Source organism: Leisingera sp. ANG-Vp, assembly GCF_000813725.1.
Lineage (GTDB): Bacteria > Pseudomonadota > Alphaproteobacteria > Rhodobacterales > Rhodobacteraceae > Leisingera.
Window position 1 is genome coordinate 87451 of sequence record NZ_JWLD01000006.1, and the last position, 21170, is coordinate 108620.

Genomic DNA, 21170 nt, shown 5'->3' on the forward strand with positions numbered 1-21170 from the left:
GGAAAACGGTGAGTCCTTATTAATCCGGTGCGGCAGCCCGGTCGGTGACAGTGTCACCAAAGGTCAGCATTCATCCCTTGCAATCGTTTCCAGTCCGCCGCGGTCCACGAGGCGCAGGCTGCCGCGGCCAGTCTCCACCAGTCCCAAGCGGGCAAATTCGCGCAGCCGTCGGGTAACAAAAGCCCGCCCCGAAGCGGTTTCTGCCGCCAGCGCATCATGGGTGATACGGATGCTGTCGCTCCCCCGGGCAAGTCGCAGCAGCACGCGTGCCAAACGGGCGTCGAACCCCGTAAGAGCGACATCCTCTACCAGCTGCTCGTAGTCGGCAAAGCGGCGGGCGACAGCGGACAGGACCTCTGCCCGGAATGCATCGTCTGCAGACATCGATTTGCGGAAGTCTGCATGGGCAAGGATATCGCCTGCGAGTGCGGTCTCGGCCGTGCCCTCTGCCGAATAGGCGCGGTCTTCGGTCAGGCAGGCAAAGGTCTGCAGGCAGACATCGCCCGGTCCGACCCGGTAGAGCACCACTTCCCGGCCGTTAGCTGCGGTCAGGGTGACCTTGATGCTTCCGGAGGTGAGGCGGACAAAGCCCGGACACTCCTGCCCGGGCCTGAACAGAACAGTGCCGGCGGGGCAGGAAAGGCGGCTCATGCCTGTTTCCGGCGGCTGAGGGCGTTTCGGAATTCGGACAGGCGGAAAGCGCCAAGCGCCTGGCCGGCGGCAAAGTAGACGCATCCGCCCAAGGCAACCAGGCCGAGCAGGGAGAGGTAGCGCCAGTAGTCCAGCATGAAAAGCCAGCTGCCCCAGGTTGATACAGCATAAAGCACAGCGCCCATAACGGCAGAGGCGGCAAAGGTGCGCCAGGCCCGGCTGCGGAAACGGGCATCAAACCGGGCTTCGTCCCCCATCCGGCGGGTGCCGAGGGCCAGCAATGCCACCATGGCCCAGCCGGCAGCGGAGGCGGCAATGGCAGGAGCAATCCAGCCCAGCACCGGTTTCAAGCCAAAGGCCAGCGCGGCATTCACTGCCATCGCCACCAGCGCATAGCGGAACGGGGTTTTGGTGTCTTCGCGGGCGAAGTAGAGCGGCTGCAGGACTTTCTGCAGCATGAAGGCCGGCAGGCCCGCGCCGTAGATGGCAACTGCAAGGGCGATGGCGGCAATGTCTTCGGGACCGGTGGCACCGCGCTCATACAGGACCGAAACCAGCGGCAGCGGCACGGTCATGAAGGCCACGGCGGACGGGACTGCCAGCAGCAGGGAAAACTCGCCGGCGCGGGACAGGGCGTCCTGCGAGCCTGCACTGTCGCCTGCGCGCAGGCGGCGGGAGAGGGCGGGCAGCAATACAATGCCGACAGCAATGCCGACCACGCCCAGGGGCAGCTGATACAGCCGGTCGGCGATAAATAGCCAGCTTGCGGCTTTCTCGATGTCCGAGGCCACGTATTGGCCGACCACCAGGTTGATCTGGGTGACGCCCATCGCAAGGGCGGCGGGGACTGCAACCCTGACCAGGCTGGACATCTCACTGTTCCAGCGGGGCAGGCCGGGCCGCAGGCAGATGCCTGCGCGGGCGGCGGCAACCCAGACCAGGGCCAGCTGCGCCACGCCGGCCACCGGGATCGTCCACACCAGCCACAGGACAACATCACCGCCCAGCACTGCGCCGGCAGCCATGGCTGCGCAGGCAAAAATGTTGAGCAGAACCGGCGCGGCCGCGGCAGCAGCAAACCGGCCGGTGGCATTCAGCACGCCCGAGAACAGCGCCGCCAGCGACATGAACAGGATATAGGGAAAGACGATGTAGCCGTACCCTACAGCGATATCGAAACGCGCGTCGCCGACAAAACCGCCGGCGGTCAGCCAGACCAGCCCCGGCATGAACACCATGCCAAGCCCCACCAAAGCCAGCACCGCGGCGGCCAGCAGGTTGAAGGCCTGCTGGGCATAGGTCTTGGCGTCCTCCCCGGCTTCGTACCGCTTGGCAAAGGCCGGCACAAAGGCTGCGTTAAAGGCGCCTTCGGCAAAGAAACGGCGGAACATGTTGGGCAGGCGGAAGGCCACAATGAAGGCATCCAGCACCGGCCCCGGGCCGATGAAGGCGGCAATCAGGATCTCGCGGGCAAAGCCCAGGATACGGCTGGCCAGGGTCCAGAACCCGACGGTCAGGAAGCCCGAAAGCAGTTTGATCGGCTTCATGTATCCGCCCGTTTTGCACCCTCGGCAATCGCCTCGCGCAGTTTCTTCTCCAGCGTCCGCTGTTTGGATTCGGCATAGTATTTCAAGCCGAACATGTCCTTTACATAGAAGGTATCCACCACCTGCTCGCCATAGGTCGCAATCACTGCATTGGCGATATAGACATTGGCCGCCGCCAGCGACCGTGCCAGATCATAGAGCAGCCCGGGCCGGTCGCGGGTGTCGACCTCGATGATGGTGTAGATCTCGGAGCCGTCATTGTCGAAGGTGATATGGGTCGGCACCTTGAAGGCTTTCTCGCGCTTCTTGATCTTGTCGCGGGACTTCAGCGCGTCGCGGGTGATCACCTCGCCCTTCAGGGTCTTTTCGATCATTTGCTTGAGCCGGTGCAGGCGCAGCGGGTCGAAGGGATGGCCGTCCGCGTCCTGGATCCAGAAGGCGTCGGTCACATAGCCGTCCTTGGTGGTGTAGGACCGGGCGTCCACGACATTGGCGCCGACCAGCGCCAGGGCGCCTGCAATGCGGGCGAAGATGCCGGGATGATCCTCCATCACAAAGGTGGCACGGGTGGCGTCGCGGTCCTCGTCCGGGTAGAGCCGGATCATCACCTCGCCCGGATCGCCCTTGGTGGTGAAATCGCGGAGCATCTCGGCGAAATCCACATGCGCGGTGACATGCAGACCGTGCCAGTAGGGCGGGTAATGGCGGGCGGTCTCGGTCTTGAGGTCAGCCTTGGACCAATCCGGCAGCGCCTCGCGCAGAGCTTTCTTGGCGGCGGTGCCGCGCTGCTCGCGGTTCAATGCCTCCATGCCGCCCTCGAGTGCTGCGCGGGTGTGCTTGTACAGCGCACGCAGCAGGGCAGCTTTCCAGTTGTTCCAGGTGTCGGGGCCGACGCCGCGGATATCGCAGACGGTCAGCAGCAGCAGCAAGTCCAGCCGCTTCACAGTCTGAACAGCCTTGGCAAAATCGCGCACTGTCCGCGGATCGGCGATGTCGCGTTTCTGCGCCATGTCCGACATCAGAAGGTGATAGCGCACCAGCCATTCCACGGTCTCGCATTCGGACTGCTTCAGCCCCAGGCGCGGCGCCACTTTGCGGGCGATCTGGGCGCCGAGGATCGAGTGGTCCTGTTCCCGCCCCTTGCCGATGTCATGCAGCAGCATTGCCACCATCAGCACTTTGCGGCTGAGCCCCTTGCGCAGGATCGAGGAGGACAGCGGCAGCTCATCCTCCAGTTCGCCGCGTTCAATCGCGGCAAAGTTGGAAATCACCTGAATGGTGTGCTCATCCACTGTGTAGGAGTGATACATGTTGAACTGCATCATCGCCACGATGGGTTCAAACTCCGGCAGGAAGGCCGACAGCACGCCCAGTTCATTCATCCGCCGCAGCGCGCGTTCCGAGTTGCCGTGCTTGAGCAAAAGATCCAGGAAAATCTGCCGGGCTTCCGGGTTCTTGCGCATTTCGTCATCGATCAGATGCAGGTTTGCCGTCACCAGCCGCATCGCGTCCGGGTGGATCAGCATGCCGGTGCGCAGAGCTTCCTCGAAGATCCGCAGCAGATTCACCCGATCTGCCAGGAATTTTTCCGGGTCCAGCACGTCCAGCCGGTTGTGCACCACCTTGTAGTCCGGCTTGATCCGCGGGCCGCGGCGGAAGATCCGCTGCAGCAGCGGCGCGCCCTTTTGCTGGCTTGCCTCCAGCTTGGTCAGGAAAATACGGGTCAGGTCGCCCACGCGGGTGGCGTGGCGGAAGTATTCCTGCATGAAGACTTCCACTGCGCGGCGCCCGGCCTTGTCCTCATAGCCCATGCGGCTGGCAACCTCGACCTGCAGGTCGAAGGTCAGCTGTTCGGTGGCGCGGCCCGTCGCCAGATGCAAATGAGAGCGCACCGCCCAAAGAAAGGTCTCTGCTTTGGAAAACAGCTCCAGTTCCTCGGGGCGGAACAGGCCCAGCGGCACCAGTTCAGCGGCGTCCTGCACGTGATACAGGTACTTGGCAATCCAGTAGAGCGACTGCAGGTCGCGCAGGCCCCCTTTGCCCTCTTTCACATTGGGCTCGACCATATAGCGCTGGCCCTGTTTCACATGGCGTGCATCGCGCTCACCCAGCTTGGCCTCGATGAATTCGCGGGTGTCCTGTGAAAACAGCTCGGTCTTTAGCCGGTTGTCCAGCTCTTCCGCCAGCGGCTTGTGCCCGGCCAGGAAGCGGTGCTCCAGCATCGCGGTGCGGATGGTGTAATCTTCGCCGCCCAGCCGGATGCAATCCTTGATGGTGCGGCTGGCATGGCCGACTTTCAGGCGCAGGTCCCACAGGATGTAGAGCATGGATTCAATCACGCTCTCCGCCCAGGCGGTGATCTTGTAGGGCGTGATGAACAAGAGATCGACGTCCGAGGCCGGCGCCATCTCGCCGCGGCCGTAGCCCCCCACCGCCATCACAGCGATGCGCTCGCCCTGGGTCGGCGTTGCCAGCGGATGCAGGATGCCGCTGGAGACGTAAAGCGCCGTGGTGACCAGACCGTCAGTCAGGAAGGTGTAGGAACGGGTCAAATCGCGTGCCGCAAAGGGTTTGGCGGCAAAGGCTTCGGCAATTGCGGCGCGCCCGGCCTTATTGGCTGCGCGCAGGATCTTCACGGTTTCCCCGCGCAGGGCGGCAGGGGCGGTGTCCTCGGCCAGGGCCTCGATCTGCGCCCGCACCGCCTGGGCATCAAAGATGGCGCCGGGGTCGCAGATCAGCGGCCCCAGCGGTTCGGGAAAACCATTGGCGGAAGGCCGGGCGGCGCCGGCAGCCGGGTCAGAGCCCGGCGCCTGTAAAGCTGACTGGGGCTGGGTCAAGGATCACGACCTTCTGTTCCTGGACGGTGGCAACAGCCAGACCGCGCTCATTGGTGCCATCGGGGCGCAGGCGGAAGATGCCGCCGGCTCCCTGGAAGCCTGCACCCTGGGTCAGCGCGCCTGCGGTCAGGGCGTCGGACTGGCCTGCAGCCACCAGCGCGCCGATGGCGGCAATACCGTCATAGGCCAGGCTGCCGATCGAATGCGGCGACCCGCCGTAGTTCGCCTGGTAGCGGGCGCTGAACTGCTGCACCTTGCCCTGGTCGGGCATGGCAAACCAGCTGCCCTGCACGCCGGGCAGGGCCAGGGTCTGTGCCGGAATGTCCCAGCGGGTCAGGCCAATGTACTGTTTCTCAGCCGGATCGACACCGGCCTCAGGCATCAGCTGCGCCAGCAGCGGCAGCGCGCCGGCTGTGGTTGCGGTCAAAAAGACCGCATCGGCGCTGGAAGACTCGGTGCGGATGGTGGGGATCGCATTGATAACACCCTGTTGCGACAGCTCATAGCCGACGCTGCCGGAGACATTGGCACCGGTTTGTGCCGCGGCCCTCTGGATGGCGCTGCGCCCGGCCACGCCTGCCGCGTCATTGCCGCTGACGATCAGAATGTTGCGCTTGCCGTTGCGGGCGGCAAAGCCGGTCAGGCGCCGCGCCGTGTTGTCAAAGGTCGGCCCCAGAATGAAGACATTGCCGCCGGCAATTGCCGGGTTGTTGGAGAACGCCAAAACGTTCACCCCGCGCTGGCGGGCTGCGATGCCCGCAGCATTGGCGGCTTCGGCATAGACCGGTCCCAGGATCACCCGCGCGCCGTCCTTCAGCGCCTGCTGCGCCGCGCCGGAAGCCACTTCCGGGCTGCCCGCGGTGTCATAGACGCGCAGATCGATCTGCACACCATCGAGATCGGCAATCGCCATCCGGGCGGCGTTTTCCAGGCTCTGCGCCAGCACGCTGTCGCCCTGCTGCGCCGAGCCGCGCGGCACCAAAAGCGCGACCGGAACCGGTTTGGACGTGTTGATTGTCGGGCCGGTACCGATGGCAACCGGATCACAAGCAGTCAATGCAATTGCGGACACCGCCGCGGCGGCTGCCAATGCCGCCTTGCGGGCGCGTTTGAAAACAGCAAACATAATGGACTTGAAACTCCGTTCTCCCGGCGCCGATGCGCCGCGTGGGTTTAAAGGCAGATCATAAACGACCAAAAAGGCGGGTCCAGCGTTGAATCACCAGAATGTCATATTGTCTCCCGGGCTTTACTTTGTTGCCACGCCCATCGGCACCGCCCGCGACATTACCCTGCGTGCGCTGGATGTGCTGGCCTCGGCAGATGTGCTTGCGGCCGAGGATACACGCTCGCTGCGCAAGCTGATGGAAATACACGGCGTACCGCTGGGGGAGCGGCGGATCATCGCCTACCACGACCACAGCGGCGCCGGTGCGCGTGCCAAACTGCTGGAAGCGATCGCCGCGGGAAAATCCGTCGCTTACGCATCCGAGGCCGGGATGCCGCTGATTGCCGACCCGGGCTATGACCTCAGCCGTGCAGCATCAGAAGCAGGCCACAAGGTCACTTGCGCGCCGGGAGCCTCCGCTGCCGCAACCGCGCTGACGCTGGCAGGGCTGCCGTCCGATGCGTTTTTCTTTGCCGGTTTCCTGCCGAACGCCTCGGGCGCCCGCCGCAAACGGCTGGACGAGCTGCGGGAAGTCCCTGGCACTTTGATCTTCTATGAATCGCCCAAGCGGGTTGCGGCTTCGGTGGCGGATATGGCGGCTGTTCTGGGCAACCGTCCGGCGGCAATGGCCCGCGAGCTGACCAAAAAATTCGAAGAGGTGCGCCGCGCGCCGCTGGCGGAACTGGCTGCGGGGCTGGAGGAGAATCCGGTCAAAGGCGAGATCGTTCTGCTGGTTGACCGTGCTCAGGAAGCTGAGGTCAGCGAAGGCGATCTTGAAAGCGACCTGCAAGCGGCCCTGCAGGGGAACTCGGTCAAGGATGCGGCCGGCATCGTCGCCGAAATGCACGGGCTGCCGCGGCGCAAGGTCTACCAGCTGGCGCTGCAGCTGGCCAAAGGCGGCTGAGCGATGGCAGGCCCCCGTCAGCACCGCGGCGCCCGTGCGCATCTGGCGGGCGGGGCCGCGGAAGAGATCGTTGCCCGCCACTATGAAAACCACGGCTATACCGTGGCCGAGCGCCGCTGGCGGGGGCCGGGCGGCGAAATCGACCTGATCCTGCGCGGCCCGGATGAGCTGGTGTTTGTCGAGGTCAAGCACAGCTCCCGCGACGCGGCAGCGCTGCGGATCACGCCGAGGCAGATGGAGCGCATCTATGCCAGCGCCGGGCAATATTTGGAGAATGAACCGCAGGGCCAGCTGACACCGGTGCGCTTTGACGCGGCTCTGGTGGACGGCACCGGCGCGGTGGAGATCATCGAAAACGCCTTTGGCATGGACTGATCTGCGCCTGACCCATTGAACACAAGGCCATGCTGGGCCATGTATTCCGCCAGCACAAAAGGGATACTGCCATGAAAATCGCCTTTCAGATGGACCCGGTCATGGGCGTGGACATCAATGCGGACAGTAGCTTCCGCCTGGCTGAAGAAGCCCAGGCGCGCGGCCATGAGCTGTTCTATTACGGCCCCGATCAGCTGGCCTATCAGGAGGGCCGCATCACCGCCCGCGGCCACGACATGACCGTGCAGCGGGTCGCAGGAACCCCCGCGGTGCTGGGCGAAGAGCGCGAGGCGGATCTGGCGGATTTCGACGTGGTCTGGCTGCGCCAGGACCCGCCGTTTGACATGCATTACATCACCTCGACGCATCTTCTGGACATGCTGAAGGGCAAGGCGCTGGTGGTGAATGATCCGTTCTGGGTGCGCAACTACCCGGAAAAACTGCTGGTTCTGAACTTCCCGGAGCTGACCCCGCCGACCACCATTGCCCGCGACCTGCAGACCATCAAGGCGTTCAAGGAAAAGCATGGGGACGTGATCCTGAAGCCGCTTTACGGCAATGGCGGCGCAGGCGTGTTCCGGCTGGATGCAAACGACCGCAACCTCACCTCGCTGCATGAGCTTTTCACCGGCTTCAGCCGCGAGCCGCTGATCGTGCAGAAATTCCTGCCTGACGTCAGCAACGGCGACAAGCGCGTTATCCTGGTCGACGGCGAGCCGGTCGGCGCCATCAACCGGGTGCCGGCGGCAGGCGAGACCCGCTCCAACATGCATGTGGGCGGGCGGCCTGAGAAGATCGGTCTGAGCGACCGCGATCTGGAGATTTGCGCCGCCATTGGCCCGCTGCTGCGCGAAAAAGGTCAGATTTTTGTCGGCATCGACGTGATCGGCGACTACCTGACCGAGATCAACGTGACTTCGCCTACCGGCATTCAGGAGCTGGAGCGCTTTGACGGCGTCAACATCGCCGAGAAGGTCTGGCAGGCGATCGAAGCCAAGATCAGCTGATGAGCTGGCAGCGCCGGGCCATAAACGCGTGGATGCGCTATGGCATGAAGCCGGTGCTGCAGCACACCTCCAGCCCGGATCTGGCGCGGCGGGGGTTCGAAGCGATGGCGCCGCGCCTCTATCCGGCGCTGCCGTTCACCCGGCTGCTGCCGCGGCCGGCGCCAGTGCCGATGACGCTGATTTCCGCGGGCAGGCCGCGCCAAGGGCAAATCATCCTGTTTCTGCATGGCGGCGCCTATCTGGCCGGCAGCGCCCGCGCCTATCAGGGAATGCTGTCGCGCCTGTCGCTGGCTGCCGGGTTGGAAATTGCAGTGCCTGACTACCGGCTGATGCAGGAGGCGCCGTTTCCAGCTGCCTATGAGGACGCCATGGCAGCCTGGCAGTATCTGCGCGAAACCGGGTATGCAGCGGAAGACATTCTGATTGCAGGCGACAGCGCCGGCGGCGGGCTGGCGCTGGCTTTGCTGGCAGGCCTCTTGGCGAAGCAGGAGCGTCCTGCGGGCCTTGTTGCCTTCTCGCCCTGGTGCGATCTTACATTGAGTGGCGCCAGCATTCAGGCAAATGCGGCCAAGGACGTCATCATCCCGGCGGGCCGGATGCAGGAAGCCGTGGATCAGTACCTGGACGGCGCGAACCCGTCGGACGGGCGCGCCTCGCCGCTGTTTGCGGCATTTCCTGATCCGCCGCCGGTGCTGATCCAGGCCGGCAGCACCGAGGTGCTGCTGTCGGATTCGCAGCGGATGGCGGAGAAACTGGAGAAGGCGGGCGGAAAGGTGCGGTTTAGCCAGTGGCGCAATGTGCCGCATGTCTGGCAATTCATGGCCGGGCATTTGCCGGAAGGGCAGACGGCGCTGGAAGAGGCCGCTGAATTCATCGCCTCCGCCCTTTCAAACAGTCAGCCAGGCTAAGCGCAATGGGGAGCGCCCCCTGCGTTTATGAGGGCAGGCGGAAATGCAGGGCTTCGGCAAAATGCCGGCGCTGGACGCGTTCCTCGCAGGCCAGATCGGCAATTGTGCGTGCCACGCGCAGCACCCGGTGATAGCCGCGGGCGCTGAGGCCAAAGTGCTCGGCAGCGCGGATCAGCAGGTCGCGGCTTTCGGCATCCGGCGCGGCGATCTGCTCCAGCAGAGCCCCTTCAGCATCTGCGTTCTGACGCAGGCCTGGGTGGCCGCGGAACCGGGCGGCCTGCATTTCCCGGGCAATCGCCACCCGTTGAGCGACATCAGCTGAACCTTCGGCACTAGGCGGCAGCTCGAGTTCGGCAACGTCCACTGGCGGCACATCGAGATGCAGGTCGAACCGGTCCAGCATGGGGCCGGAAATCCGCCCAAGGTAATCTGCACCGCAGATAGGCGCGCGCGAACAGGCGCGGTTGGCATCTGCCAGATAACCGCATTTGCAGGGGTTGGCGGCAGCCACCAGCATGAACCGGCTGGGGTACTTCACATGCGCATTGGCGCGCGCCACCATCACCTCGCCGGTTTCCAGCGGCTGGCGCAGGGTTTCCAGCACCGAGCGGCCGAACTCCGGCAGTTCGTCCAAGAACAGGACGCCATTGTGGGCGAGACTGATTTCCCCAGGCTGTGCCCGCCGCCCGCCGCCGGCAATTGCCGCCATCGAAGCGGTGTGGTGCGGCTCGCGGAAGGGGCGGGCCCGGCTGATACCGCCTTCGTCGATCAGCCCGCACAAGGAATGGATCATCGAGGTTTCCAGCGCCTCGCCCGGCGTGAGCGGTGGCAGGATCGAGGGCAGCCGCGCTGCCAGCATCGACTTGCCTGAGCCTGGCGGGCCGACCATCAGCATGTGATGGCGCCCGGCAGCAGCAATCTCCAGCGCCCGCTTGGCCTGTTCCTGCCCCTTCACGTCACTCAGATCCCTGCCGCCCAGGCCGCTGACGGCCTCGCCCGGTGCGGCGGGCTCGATGCGGCGCTGGCCTGTATAGTGCTGCACCACTTCGGTCAGCGTGGCGGCGCCGATCACCTGGGCGGCATCGACCCAGGCGGCCTCCGGGCCGGAGGGCTTGGGACAGAGCAGCATCCGTTCTTCTTCTGCAGCCGTCACCGCCGCGGGCAAGGCGCCGGCCACCGGCATCAGCTGACCATCCAGCGACAGTTCCCCAAGGGAAATGGTTTCTTCGGCCTTTTCGGCAGGGACAATGCCGATGGCCGCCAGCAGCGCCAGTGCAATCGGCAGGTCGAAATGGCTGCCTTCCTTGGGCAAATCCGCGGGCGACAGGTTCACTGTGATCCGGCGGGAGGGCAGGGCGATGGACATCGCGGCAAAAGCTGCGCGGACCCGTTCGCGGGCTTCCTGCACCGCCTTGTCCGGCAAGCCAACCACTGTAAAGGCGGGCAGGCCGGGGGCGACAGAACACTGCACCTCGACCAGGCGGGCCTCGACCCCTTGAAAGGCAACTGTGTAAGAGCGTGCGGTCATTTCTCCCAGCCTCCTGCGGTTCAGGGAGAAATGCTTGTTAATCGTGGTTTCCGAGTCGTTAACGCGGGGCGCGGCCAGCCGCGAATTCACGCAGTTTTCGCGCTGGCGCTCAAATCAGCCCAGCGGCCAGGGGCGCCGCGGCAGATCCAGAGCATAGGGTTCTGGGTCATAACTGACCTCATGCGCCTGCTCCTGCCAGCGCAGGACCGCCGGGTCAGACAGCAGCAGCTTGCAATAGGACCGGGTCTCGGCTGAGACCGGCAGCCCGTATCCCATGATGCGGGCGGCCACTGGCGTATAGAAGACATCCGCCAGCGAATACGAGCCGAACAGGTAGCCTTTTGCCTGGCCTGAAATGGCGCGGGCGTGGGCAAACAAGTCCTCGATCCGGGCCAGATCCGCTTTCACCGCGGCTGAGACTTCAAATCCTTCGTACATATGCGCCAGCTGCATCGGGCACTCGCCACGCAGGGCAGAGAAGCCGCCGACCATTTCCGCCGCCAGCCAGCGGGCAGTGGCGCGATGGGCCGGATCCGAGGGCCAAAGCCCTGCTTCGGGGTGCCGCTCGGCGAGCGTCTCGGCAATGGCCAGGCTTTCCCCCACAACCGTGCCTTCGGGCGTGCGCAGCGCCGGCACCAGACGTGCCGGTGCCAGATGCGCCATATCCGACGCCATGGTTCCGGAATAGAGCCCTACCATATGCACAGTATGGGGCAGGGAGAACTTCTCGAGCATGAGCCAGCCGCGCAAAGACCAGCTGGAGAACATGCGGTCGCCAATATAGATTTCATAAGCCATGGCAGGAGGCTAGCGCAGCGCATTCCAACAGAAAATGGAATGATTGTGATGGGTGCATTCACGGCAGGTGATTGATCACACCCGTTTGCCAGCCTTCCGGTCCAAGCGAGATCTCGCTGACCGAGAGGTTGTCAATCTTGTGGCCAAAGGCCTCTTCGGCGGTCAGCCGGTGCGCCCGCTGCAGCTGGGTCAGGATCTGGCCGAAATGACCAACCACAATCAAATCGCGGCCCATGTGCGCCGTGATCAGCGCATCGATGGCTGTATCGACCCGGCTGCAGACCTGGTTCCAGCTTTCGCCGCCCGGCGGGGTCACATCCCCGGGGGCCTCCCAATAGGCGCGGATGCGCTCCGGATCTTCGGCGTCCACCTCGGCCCAGGTCCGCAGCTCCCAGGCGCCGAAATGGATCTCGCGCAGGGCCTGAACATGCGGCAGGCGGGTCCGGCTGCCCTGCAGAGCTGATGCAGTTTCCACCGCGCGGGACAGGTCGGAGGACACCACCAGCGCCTCCGCGGGCAGGTAATCCGACAGCCGTGCGAGAGCGGCAGTGTCAGACAGGTCGGCAGGCAGGTCGGACCAGCCGACCATGGATTTGGCATGGGTCGGTCCGTGCCGGATCAGGAACAGCCGGGTGATCACAGTGCCCCTTTCAGCACCAGCGGCAGCCCGGCGGTCACCTGAACAACGGTCTCCGCCCGCGCTGCCAGCGCAATGTTCAACCGCCCTTGCGCCTCGCGGAAGCGGCGGGCGAGCTTGTTTTCCGGGACGATACCCAGACCGGTTTCATTGGAGACGATCACCAGATCCGCCGCGCAGCTGTCCACAGCCGCCAGCAGGTCGGCCTGCGCCGCTTCCAGATCATGCTCTGCCAGCAGATGGTTGGTCAGCCACATGGTGGCGCAGTCCATCAGGCAGATTTGTCCCGGCGCCAGGGGCGTCAACACGCTGGCCGCGGTTTCCGGCTCCTCTACAGTGGCCCATCCGACGCCTCTTTGTTGCAAATGGCGGAACACTTTTTCGCGCATTTCTGCGTCGAAAATCTGTGCCGTTGCCCAGTAAACCTTGTCTTTTCCGGTGCTTATGCAGATTTGCTCGGCAAAGGCGGATTTGCCCGAGGCAGCACCCCCTAGAATTAAAGTTACATTTGCAGGCATTTTTTGCTAACCTGTAAGTACCGTAGCCGTTCCTGTGGGTAACCGCAGGGCCCGGTGAAGACAAGAGACCGCAGTGTCCCGGGGTTCCACTTATTAAGGCCGGGAAAGTCTGCGCAGGGGCCAAAATACAATTTAGCTTTTCCGTTTTTTGGCCCGTGGATGTGCCAAGAGTCGTATCCAGTGCGCTGATGTTAGCTGCCGGTCTGAAGAAGAACCGGGCCCATATTTGTTCCATGCGCGTCCCCAGGCGGCAGTTTGTTAATTAGTTTCCGGGGGGAAAACACATGGCACTTGATCATACACTCGAAAACCCATTGCCAAGACAGGCGATGAAGGCGGAACTGCTGGACGCAGAAACCGAGCTGCGCCTTGCCTATGCCTGGCGTGACGACCGCGACGTGAAGTCGCTGCACCGGCTCATCAATGCCTATATGCGCCTCGCGATTTCCATGGCGGCCAAGTTCAAGCGGTACGGGGCGCCGATGAACGACCTGATACAGGAGGCGGGCCTGGGCCTGATGAAGGCAGCAGACAAGTTTGATCCGGACCGCGGTGTGCGGTTCTCGACCTATGCGGTCTGGTGGATCAAGGCGTCGATTCAGGATTACGTGATGCGCAACTGGTCGATGGTGCGCACCGGCTCGACCTCGTCGCAGAAATCGTTGTTCTTCAATATGCGGCGGGTACAGGCGCAGCTGGAGCGCGAAGCGCGCGCGTCCGGCGCCCGGCTGGACCGGCACCAGCTGCACCAGAAAATTGCCACTGAAATCGGCGTGCCGCTGCGTGACGTGGAGATGATGGAGGGGCGTCTGTCCGGCGCCGATTTCTCACTCAACGCGGTGCAATCCACAGATGAAGAGGGGCGCGAGTGGATCGACGCGCTGGAGGATGACGCCACCCAGGCTGATGAATTGGTGCAGGAGCGCCACGACCGCCGCCAGTTGCGCAAATGGCTGGTTTCGGCGTTGCAGGCCTTGAATGAGCGCGAGCGTTTCATCATCACGGAGCGCAAGCTGCGCGAGCGGCCGCGGACGCTGGAAAGCCTTGGCACCGAACTGGGCCTGTCCAAAGAGCGGGTGCGCCAGCTGGAGGCGGGCGCCTTCCAGAAAATGCGCAAATGCCTTGAAAGCCAATCGCGCGAGGTGCACAGACTGCTTTCATGAGAAAGCGGTTCCAAACTCTGAAAACACTGGCAAGCGCCGCCGCTCTGGCGGTGCTTTGCTTGTCCGGCGCCCGTGCCGAAGACTTGCGGGCTGCGCTTGAGGCTTTGCGCGGAGCAGATGTCGCGATCCTCGGCGAGGTGCACGACAATCCGCATCACCATGCAAACCAGGCGGCGCTGCTGCAGTCGCTGCAGCCAAAAGCCGTAGTCTGGGAGATGATCACCGCTGAACAGGCTTCCAGGCTGGATGCGGGCAGGCTGGACGAGGCTGCCTATACGGCCGGGCAATTGGACTGGGCGCAATCCGGCTGGCCGGACTTCAGCCTCTACGCACCGGTCTTTGCCGCCGCCAAAGGCGCCCGGCAATATGGTGCGCTGGTGCCGCGGGCGGAGGCTTCCAAGGCTCTGGAACACGGGGTGGCTTCCTACTTCGGTGCCGGGCCTGCTGCCCGTTTCGGCCTGGACCGGCCCTTGCCGGGCACAGAACAGGCGGCAAGAGAAGCGGATCAGCTGGCCAATCATTGCAATGCCATGCCTGAGGAAATGCTGCCGGTGCTGGTGGATTTCCAGCGTTTGCGCGACGCGGCGCTGGCGGCGGCCGTTGACACGGCGCTGGAAGAGACCGGCGGCCCGGTTGCGGTGATCACCGGCAATGGCCATGCCAGAACCGATCGCGGCCTGCCGGTTTATCTCGCCAGGGCGCGCCCATCCCTGGCAGTCATCAGTTTGGGGCAGGGCGAGGGCGGCAGCATTTCGGGGGCATTCGACTATGTCCTTGATTCTGCAGCAGTGGAGCGTCCGGATCCCTGCCTTGCGTTCAAAAACAGCGGCTGACCAGTACCGGCTGCAAAGAAAACGGGCAGCTGATGCAAGGTACCGCGCCGGGCATAGCCCGGCGCCCGGCCCAACGCCGCTAGGCGGGGGCCTTGGCCCGGGCCGCGCGGGGGCGGGAGACTCTTGCTGCGGCAGGGAGGAGCGGGCGGCGGGAAAACCGTTTCCCTCTTCCGCCGCAGCGCAGTAAAGTTGCCTGAAACCGGGGCAAGGGTGCAAAAATGCTGGCTGGAAAACATATTCTCCTGATCATCGGCGGCGGTATTGCAGCTTATAAAACGCTTGAGCTGATCCGCCGCCTGCAGGACCAGGGCGCCCGTGTCACCCCGGTCCTGACGAAAGCCGGTGCTGAATTTGTAACGCCTCTGTCGGTTTCTGCGCTGGCTGGAACTGCAGTGCATCAGGAGCTGTTCGATCTGACGGCCGAGGCCGAGATGGGCCATATCCAGCTGTCGCGCAGCGCCGATCTGCTGGTGGCGGCGCCTGCCACAGCGGATCTGATGGCCAAGATGGCCCAGGGGCACGCCAATGACCTCGCCTCGACTCTGCTGCTGGCCACCGATACTCCGGTACTGCTGGCCCCGGCGATGAATGTGCGCATGTGGCAGCATCCGGCAACGCAGCGCAATATTGAGCTGCTGAAGGGGGATGGCGTGTCCTTTGCCGGGCCCAATGAAGGCAGCATGGCCTGCGGTGAGTTCGGGCCTGGCCGGATGGCGGAACCGGAGGAAATCCTCGCCGCCATTGCTGCCGAACTTGCGGATGGTCCGCTGCAGGGCAAACGCATTCTGGTCACCTCCGGCCCGACGCATGAGCCGATCGACCCGGTCCGCTACATCGCCAACCGCTCCTCCGGGGCGCAGGGGGCAGCAGTGGCCCGTGCTCTGCGCGCAGCAGGGGCTGAAGTGGTGTTCATCACGGGCCCGGCAGCGGTGCGCCCGCCTGAGGGGGTGCAGGTAGTCGCCGTGGAAAGCGCCCGCGAAATGGAGGCCGCAGTGCAGGCGGCTTTGCCTGCGGACGCCGGCGTCTTTGCCGCAGCGGTGGCGGATTGGCGGGTGGCCAGTGCCTCGGACCGCAAACTCAAGAAATCCAAGGACGGGCTGCCGGTGCTGGAGTTTGCCGAAAACCCGGACATTCTGAAATCCGTCTCGCAGATGAAAGAGGGCCGCCCCGGGCTGGTGGTCGGCTTTGCCGCGGAAACCAACGACGTGGTGGAAAACGCCACTGCCAAGCGCAGGCGCAAGGGCTGCGACTGGATTGTCGCCAATGACGTCTCGCCTGCCACCGGCATCATGGGCGGCAGCGAAAACGCAGTGACCCTGATCTCGGACGACGGGGCCGAGGAATGGCCGCGCATGGGCAAGGATGAAGTAGCCCGCAGACTCGCGGACCGGATTGCTGCGGCGCTGGCCGGGTGAATTTGAGTATTTTCAGCAAGATGAAAGAGGAGCCGTGATGGTAACCATCCGTGTGATCCATGACGAGGGTGCAGACAGGGATGTGCCGCTGCCTTCTTACGAAACCTCCGGAGCGGCAGGTGCGGATATCCGGGCCAACTTGCCCGATCGCGGAATGCTGACGCTGGCCCCCGGTGCAAGAGCGCTGGTGCCGACCGGGCTGCGTATCGAAATCCCGGCAGGCTATGAGGTGCAGATCCGGCCCCGCTCCGGTCTTGCGCTGAAACATGGCATTACCCTGCCCAACACCCCGGGCACCATCGACAGCGACTACCGCGGCCCGCTCGGAGTGATCCTGCTGAATGCGGGGCTGGAGCCTGTTGCAGTCAACCATGGCGACCGGATCGCACAGATGGTGGTGGCACCCGTGCTGCAGGCGCAGTTCGAGCTCGCGGATGAACTCTCCGGCACGGCCCGCGGTGCGGGCGGTTTTGGCTCCACCGGCACAGCCTGATGCTGCGCATCCTCTTTCTTGCGGCGCTGGTCTGGTGGGGCGGGCGCTACCTCCGCCTGCCGCGCAACCTGCGCATCGCCGTGCTGGCGGTTCTGTTCGCGGCGGTGATCGCGATTCAATTGACCTTGCCTGCGGGGCACCCCTTGCGCGAGGGCACCGGCGGTTCTGTGTCTTCCTGGCTGCTGCTGGGCGGCTTGGCGCTTGCGGCCGGAAGTTATGCGCGTATCGTGGCGGCTCTGAAATCCCGTGCCCAGCCTCAGGACCGCCCGATGAGCCAACCCGCCAGCACTTTCTCCGAGACCGAGCTTGACCGCTATGCCCGCCATATCGTTTTGCGGGAGCTGGGCGGCCCGGGACAGAAAAAACTGAAGCATGCCAAGGTACTGGTGATCGGGGCCGGCGGGCTGGGTGCTCCCGTTCTGCAGTATCTTGCAGCCGCCGGGGTTGGTACGATCGGCGTCATCGACGATGACACCGTCGACAATGCCAACCTGCAGCGGCAGGTGATTCACCGCGATGAGGATATCGGCAAGCCCAAGGTGTTTTCGGCCAAAACGGCGATGGAAGCGCAGAACCCTCATGCTGAGGTGCGCCCCTATAACCGCCGCCTGTCCGAAGACATGGCGGCAGAGCTGTTTGCGGATTATGATCTGATCCTCGATGGCACTGACAATTTCGAGACCCGTTACCTGGCGAACCGTACCGCTGTCGCTTTGGGAAAGCCGCTGATCTCCGGCGCACTGTCGCAATGGGAAGGCCAGCTCAGCGTCTTCGACCCGGCCCAAGGCGGCCCTTGCTACCAGTGTATCTTTCCCGAAGCACCGGCGCCCGGTCTCGCCCCCAGCTGCTCCGAGGCAGGTGTGATCGGTCCGTTGCCGGGTGTTGTGGGGGCAATGATGGCGGTTGAGGCGGTGAAGCAGATTACAGGAGCAGGCGCGGTCCTGCGCGGCGAAATGCTGATCTACGACGGACTTTATGGCGAAACCCGTAAGATCCGTTTGTCACCCCGGGCAGATTGCCCGGTTTGCGGCGCCGCCTGACCCTTAAGTTTAGCGGAACCGCCGCGCGCCGTCAGGCGCGCGGCCCGGCCCAACGCCGGGACGGGCATCTCTGATGCACGCTCCAGGGGGCGGGAGCTTCCCCCGGTTACAGCACCCGGTCCAGATCGGCGATCAGATCTTCAGCATCTTCCAGCCCAACCGACAGGCGGAATATCCCGTCGCCGGCGTAGGCGCGGTAATCGGCTTCCTGGGCTGGATCGAGCCGGAAGGAGGTTTCCATCAGCCCCGCCGTCTCCATCCAGAACACCAGCGAGCGGTGGTGGCCCAGCGACACCGCGTAGTGAATGACCTGCAGTTGGTCGATCATTTTCTGCGCTGCCGCCTGTCCCGCCGCTACATCGCCCACCTGGAAGGCAATCATGCCGGAGGTGTTAGACATCTGCGCCTGCACCAGAGCGTGCTGGGGATGGGAGACGAGGCCGGGGTACATCACCCGGGTAACCCGCGGATGCGCTTCGAGCCATTCCGCCACCGCTTGTGCACCGGCTTCATGCGCTTTCATCCGCAAGGGCAGGGTGCTCATGCCGCGCGAGATCAGCCAGGCATTGAACGGCGACAGGATGCCGCCGTGATGGATCGCGGCCTCCAGCCGCATCCTGCCGATCAGCTCAGCAGAACCGGCCACCGCACCGCCCACTGCATCGCCATGGCCGCCAATGTATTTGGTGATCGAATGCATCACCAGGTCGACACCCAACGCCTGCGTGTCCATGCCCAGAGGCGAGGCAAAGGTGGCATCGCAGCTGAGCAGCGCGCCGCCTGCATGGGCGATGTCTGCAACGGCCTTCAAGTCTGTCAGCCGCAGGATCGGGTTCACCGGGCTTTCCGAATGGATCAGCTTTGTGCTGGGACGCATAGCGGCAGAGACCGCCTCTAGGTCCGACAGGTTCACGGTGGAGACTTCGATCCCCATCCTTGGCAGCGTGTCCCGCGCCAGCTCCGCAACACCGGCATATGACACATCCGACACGATCACATGATCGCCCGCAGACAGGAACGTCAGGAAGATTGCGGTCGCTGCCGCCATGCCTGACGCGGTGCACAGGCAATCCTCGGTTCCCTGCAGGGCGGCGATCTTGGTTTCCAGCGCGGCCACGTTCGGATTGGCCCAGCGGGCATACAGGTATGGGCTGTCCTCGCCGATATCATGGGCGGAGAAGCCTGCGACATTCTCCGTCACAAAGGTCGAAGACATATACAGCGGCGGCGCGGACGCCCCCGTGGTGGGGTCCGGTGCTTCGCCTGCATGGATCGCTGTTGTCTGAATGCCCTTGTAGATGTTGCCCTTGCCCATCGAATCCTCCTGCGGCTCCGCAAATTCTGGACAGGTCTGTACGGGCATTGCAAGCCCAATTGCAGCGCCCCGGCTTTCCCGTTAGCGTTCCCGGCAAAGGAGAGCCTCACATGTCCAACCCGCTTCTGTCCCGCTGGGACACGCCGTTTGAAATTGCCCCGTTTGCGTCCATTTCCGATGAGGATTTTGCCCCTGCGCTGGAGCAGGCGCTGGAGGATCATGCCGCACAGATTGAGGCCATCGCCAGCAGCACCGAGGCACCGGATTTTGCAAATGTGATCGAGGCCCTGGAAACGCCCTGCCGCGCGCTGGAGCAGGTGCTGGGCGTGTTCTTCACCGTGGCGGGGGCCGACAGCAACCCCAAGCGGGAAGAGCTGCAGCGGGCGTTCTCGCCCAAGCTGGCCGCGCATTTCTCCGCCATCACCGCCAACAAGGCGCTTTATGCCCGGGTCAAAGCGGTCTGGGACCAGCGCGAGGACCTTGATCTGACGGATGAACAGCAGCGCGTTCTGATGCTGACCCACCGCGGCTTTGTCCGCGGCGGCGCGGCGCTGGAGGGCGCGGCCGACACGCGGATGCAGGAGATCAAGGGCCGGCTCGCAACACTTGGCACTCAGTTCACCCAGAATCTGCTGGCAGACGAGCGTGATTGGTTCATGGAGCTCACCGAAGGCGATCTTGAGGGCTTGCCGGAATTTGTTGTTAGCGCTGCCCGTACCGCGGGTGAGGAAAAGGGCACGGATGGGCCGGTGGTCACCCTGTCCCGATCGCTGATCACACCGTTCCTGCAGTTCTCCCCGCGCCGCGACCTGCGGGAAAAGGCCTTCAACGCCTGGGCTGCCCGCGGCGCCAACGGCGGCGGAACCGACAACCGCGGTATCGCTGCCGAGATTCTGAAGCTGAGGGAAGAGCGTGCGCAGCTCCTAGGGTATGAAAACTTCGCCGTCTACAAACTGGAAACGGAAATGGCCAAGACACCGGACGCGGTCCGCGGCCTTCTGATGGATGTTTGGGAGGTGGCAAAGGCGCGCGCCGATGCGGATGCTGAAGTGCTGACCGCGATGATGCAGGACGATGGCATCAACGGTGATCTGGAGCCCTGGGACTGGCGCTACTACGCCGAAAAGCGCCGCAAGGCGGAGCATGATCTGGATGAGGCGGCGCTGAAGCCGTATCTGCAGCTCGACCGGATGATCGAAGCCAGCTTTGCCTGCGCCAGCCGCCTGTTCGGACTGGAGTTTGCACCGTTGGAAGTGCCGCTCTACCACCCCGACTGCCGCGCTTGGGAAGTCACTCGTGACGGGAAGCATGTGGCAGTCTTCATCGGCGACTACTTTGCCCGCGGTTCCAAACGCTCCGGTGCCTGGTGTTCGGCGATGCGCCAGCAGGCGAAGTTTCCGGAAACCCAGGCACCGGTTGTGATCAACGTCTGCAACTTCGCCAAGGGCGATCCGGCGCTCTTGTCCTGGGACGACGCCCGCACCCTGTTCCACGAATTCGGCCACGCTCTGCATCAGATGCTGTCCAACGTGACCTATGAAAGCATCTCGGGCACCTCTGTGGCGCGCGACTTTGTCGAACTGCCCAGCCAGCTTTATGAGCACTGGCTGGAAGTGCCGGAGGTGCTGCAGAAGTTCGCCACCCATGCGGATACTGGCGAGCCGATGCCGCAGGAAATGCTGGAGAAAGTGCTGGGTGCAGCCAATTTCGACATGGGTTTCCAGACCGTTGAATATGTCGCCTCGGCCCTGGTGGATCTTGCTTTCCATGACGGTGCAGCACCAGCCGATCCGATGGCAAAACAGGCCGAAGTGCTTGCCGGAATCGGCATGCCGCGCGCCATCATCATGCGCCACGCCACCCCGCATTTTGCCCATGTCTTTGCCGGCGACGGCTATTCCTCAGGCTATTACAGCTACATGTGGTCCGAGGTGATGGACGCTGACGCTTTTGCCGCCTTCGAGGAGGCGGGCGGCGCCTTTGATGCAGAGCGTGCAAAGGCGCTGGAAGAGCATATCCTCTCCACCGGCGGG

At 64.0% G+C, this 21170-nt stretch carries 19 protein-coding genes; 10 read left to right on the forward strand and 9 right to left on the reverse strand.

Annotation, left to right across the window (positions count from 1 at the left end; translation table 11 throughout):
• Window positions 1–63: 63 nt before the first annotated feature.
• From RA20_RS02920 to RA20_RS02935, 4 genes are read right to left on the reverse strand one after another with little or no spacing between them, the layout of a single operon-like run.
• The gene (locus RA20_RS02920; RefSeq protein WP_039124453.1) at window positions 64–651 is read right to left on the reverse strand and encodes a Crp/Fnr family transcriptional regulator; all 588 of its coding nucleotides are present in this window, start codon (window positions 649–651) and stop codon (window positions 64–66) included.
• Window positions 648–2198 (reverse strand): murein biosynthesis integral membrane protein MurJ, encoded by a 1551-nt coding sequence (gene murJ / locus RA20_RS02925; protein ID WP_039124455.1) that lies wholly within the window; start codon window positions 2196–2198, stop codon window positions 648–650. The genes RA20_RS02920 and murJ overlap by 4 nt, the downstream gene beginning before the upstream one ends.
• Window positions 2195–5035, reverse strand: a complete 2841-nt coding sequence (locus RA20_RS02930; RefSeq protein ID WP_082017900.1) for a [protein-PII] uridylyltransferase — start codon at window positions 5033–5035, stop codon at window positions 2195–2197. Before RA20_RS02930 ends, murJ begins: the two co-directional genes overlap by 4 nt.
• On the reverse strand, window positions 4995–6161 hold the full coding sequence (locus RA20_RS02935) for a penicillin-binding protein activator (protein ID WP_039124457.1): 1167 nt from the start codon (window positions 6159–6161) through the stop codon (window positions 4995–4997). Before RA20_RS02935 ends, RA20_RS02930 begins: the two co-directional genes overlap by 41 nt.
• Before the next feature lie 88 nt (window positions 6162–6249).
• Between RA20_RS02935 and rsmI the strand changes: the two genes are divergently transcribed.
• The 4 genes from rsmI (at window position 6250) to RA20_RS02955 (ending at window position 9397) form a co-directional block, all read left to right on the forward strand.
• Complete coding sequence (gene rsmI / locus RA20_RS02940; protein WP_039124459.1) at window positions 6250–7107, forward strand: 16S rRNA (cytidine(1402)-2'-O)-methyltransferase; 858 nt, start codon at window positions 6250–6252, stop codon at window positions 7105–7107.
• 3 nt (window positions 7108–7110) lie between these two features.
• Complete coding sequence (locus RA20_RS02945) at window positions 7111–7482, forward strand: YraN family protein (RefSeq protein ID WP_039124461.1); 372 nt, start codon at window positions 7111–7113, stop codon at window positions 7480–7482.
• Between the two features lie 71 nt (window positions 7483–7553).
• A complete protein-coding gene (gshB, locus tag RA20_RS02950) occupies window positions 7554–8489 on the forward strand; it encodes a glutathione synthase (protein ID WP_039124516.1) in 936 nt (311 codons plus the stop codon).
• Window positions 8489–9397: an alpha/beta hydrolase fold domain-containing protein gene (locus tag RA20_RS02955; RefSeq protein ID WP_039124463.1), complete on the forward strand. Its 909-nt coding sequence runs from the start codon at window positions 8489–8491 to the stop codon at window positions 9395–9397. Before gshB ends, RA20_RS02955 begins: the two co-directional genes overlap by 1 nt.
• Window positions 9398–9422: 25 nt before the next feature.
• Here the strand turns inward: RA20_RS02955 and RA20_RS02960 are convergent, their stop codons facing one another.
• The 4 genes from RA20_RS02960 to cobU form a co-directional block, all read right to left on the reverse strand.
• Complete coding sequence (locus RA20_RS02960) at window positions 9423–10925, reverse strand: YifB family Mg chelatase-like AAA ATPase (protein WP_039124465.1); 1503 nt, start codon at window positions 10923–10925, stop codon at window positions 9423–9425.
• Window positions 10926–11039: 114 nt separating this feature from the next.
• Window positions 11040–11723 (reverse strand): glutathione S-transferase, encoded by a 684-nt coding sequence (locus RA20_RS02965; RefSeq protein ID WP_039124467.1) that lies wholly within the window; start codon window positions 11721–11723, stop codon window positions 11040–11042.
• A gap of 58 nt (window positions 11724–11781) precedes the next feature.
• Window positions 11782–12363 carry a histidine phosphatase family protein gene (locus RA20_RS02970; protein WP_039124469.1) on the reverse strand — a complete coding sequence of 194 codons (582 nt, stop codon included), beginning with the start codon at window positions 12361–12363 and terminating at the stop codon, window positions 11782–11784.
• A complete protein-coding gene (gene cobU / locus RA20_RS02975; RefSeq protein WP_039124471.1) occupies window positions 12360–12878 on the reverse strand; it encodes a bifunctional adenosylcobinamide kinase/adenosylcobinamide-phosphate guanylyltransferase in 519 nt (172 codons plus the stop codon). Before cobU ends, RA20_RS02970 begins: the two co-directional genes overlap by 4 nt.
• Window positions 12879–13162: 284 nt before the next feature.
• Between cobU and RA20_RS02980 the strand changes: the two genes are divergently transcribed.
• The 5 genes from RA20_RS02980 to RA20_RS03000 all read left to right on the forward strand — a co-directional run bounded on the left by RA20_RS02980 (window position 13163) and on the right by RA20_RS03000 (window position 17822).
• A complete protein-coding gene (locus RA20_RS02980; RefSeq protein WP_039124473.1) occupies window positions 13163–14041 on the forward strand; it encodes an RNA polymerase factor sigma-32 in 879 nt (292 codons plus the stop codon).
• The gene (locus tag RA20_RS02985) at window positions 14038–14874 is read left to right on the forward strand and encodes a ChaN family lipoprotein (protein WP_039124475.1); all 837 of its coding nucleotides are present in this window, start codon (window positions 14038–14040) and stop codon (window positions 14872–14874) included. Before RA20_RS02980 ends, RA20_RS02985 begins: the two co-directional genes overlap by 4 nt.
• Before the next feature lie 218 nt (window positions 14875–15092).
• Window positions 15093–16289: a bifunctional phosphopantothenoylcysteine decarboxylase/phosphopantothenate--cysteine ligase CoaBC gene (gene coaBC / locus RA20_RS02990; RefSeq protein ID WP_039124477.1), complete on the forward strand. Its 1197-nt coding sequence runs from the start codon at window positions 15093–15095 to the stop codon at window positions 16287–16289.
• A 37-nt stretch (window positions 16290–16326) separates the two neighbouring features.
• Window positions 16327–16782 (forward strand): dUTP diphosphatase, encoded by a 456-nt coding sequence (gene dut, locus RA20_RS02995; RefSeq protein ID WP_039124517.1) that lies wholly within the window; start codon window positions 16327–16329, stop codon window positions 16780–16782.
• Entirely contained in the window at window positions 16782–17822 is a 1041-nt protein-coding gene (locus RA20_RS03000) for a HesA/MoeB/ThiF family protein (RefSeq protein WP_039124479.1), read from the forward strand. The genes dut and RA20_RS03000 overlap by 1 nt, the downstream gene beginning before the upstream one ends.
• A gap of 106 nt (window positions 17823–17928) precedes the next feature.
• Here the strand turns inward: RA20_RS03000 and RA20_RS03005 are convergent, their stop codons facing one another.
• On the reverse strand, window positions 17929–19137 hold the full coding sequence (locus RA20_RS03005; RefSeq protein WP_039124481.1) for a trans-sulfuration enzyme family protein: 1209 nt from the start codon (window positions 19135–19137) through the stop codon (window positions 17929–17931).
• Window positions 19138–19247: 110 nt separating this feature from the next.
• On the opposite strand from RA20_RS03005, the gene RA20_RS03010 reads away from it, so the two are divergent.
• Window positions 19248–21170: M3 family metallopeptidase (locus RA20_RS03010; protein ID WP_039124483.1), on the forward strand; the 1923-nt coding region annotated here is incomplete at its 3' end.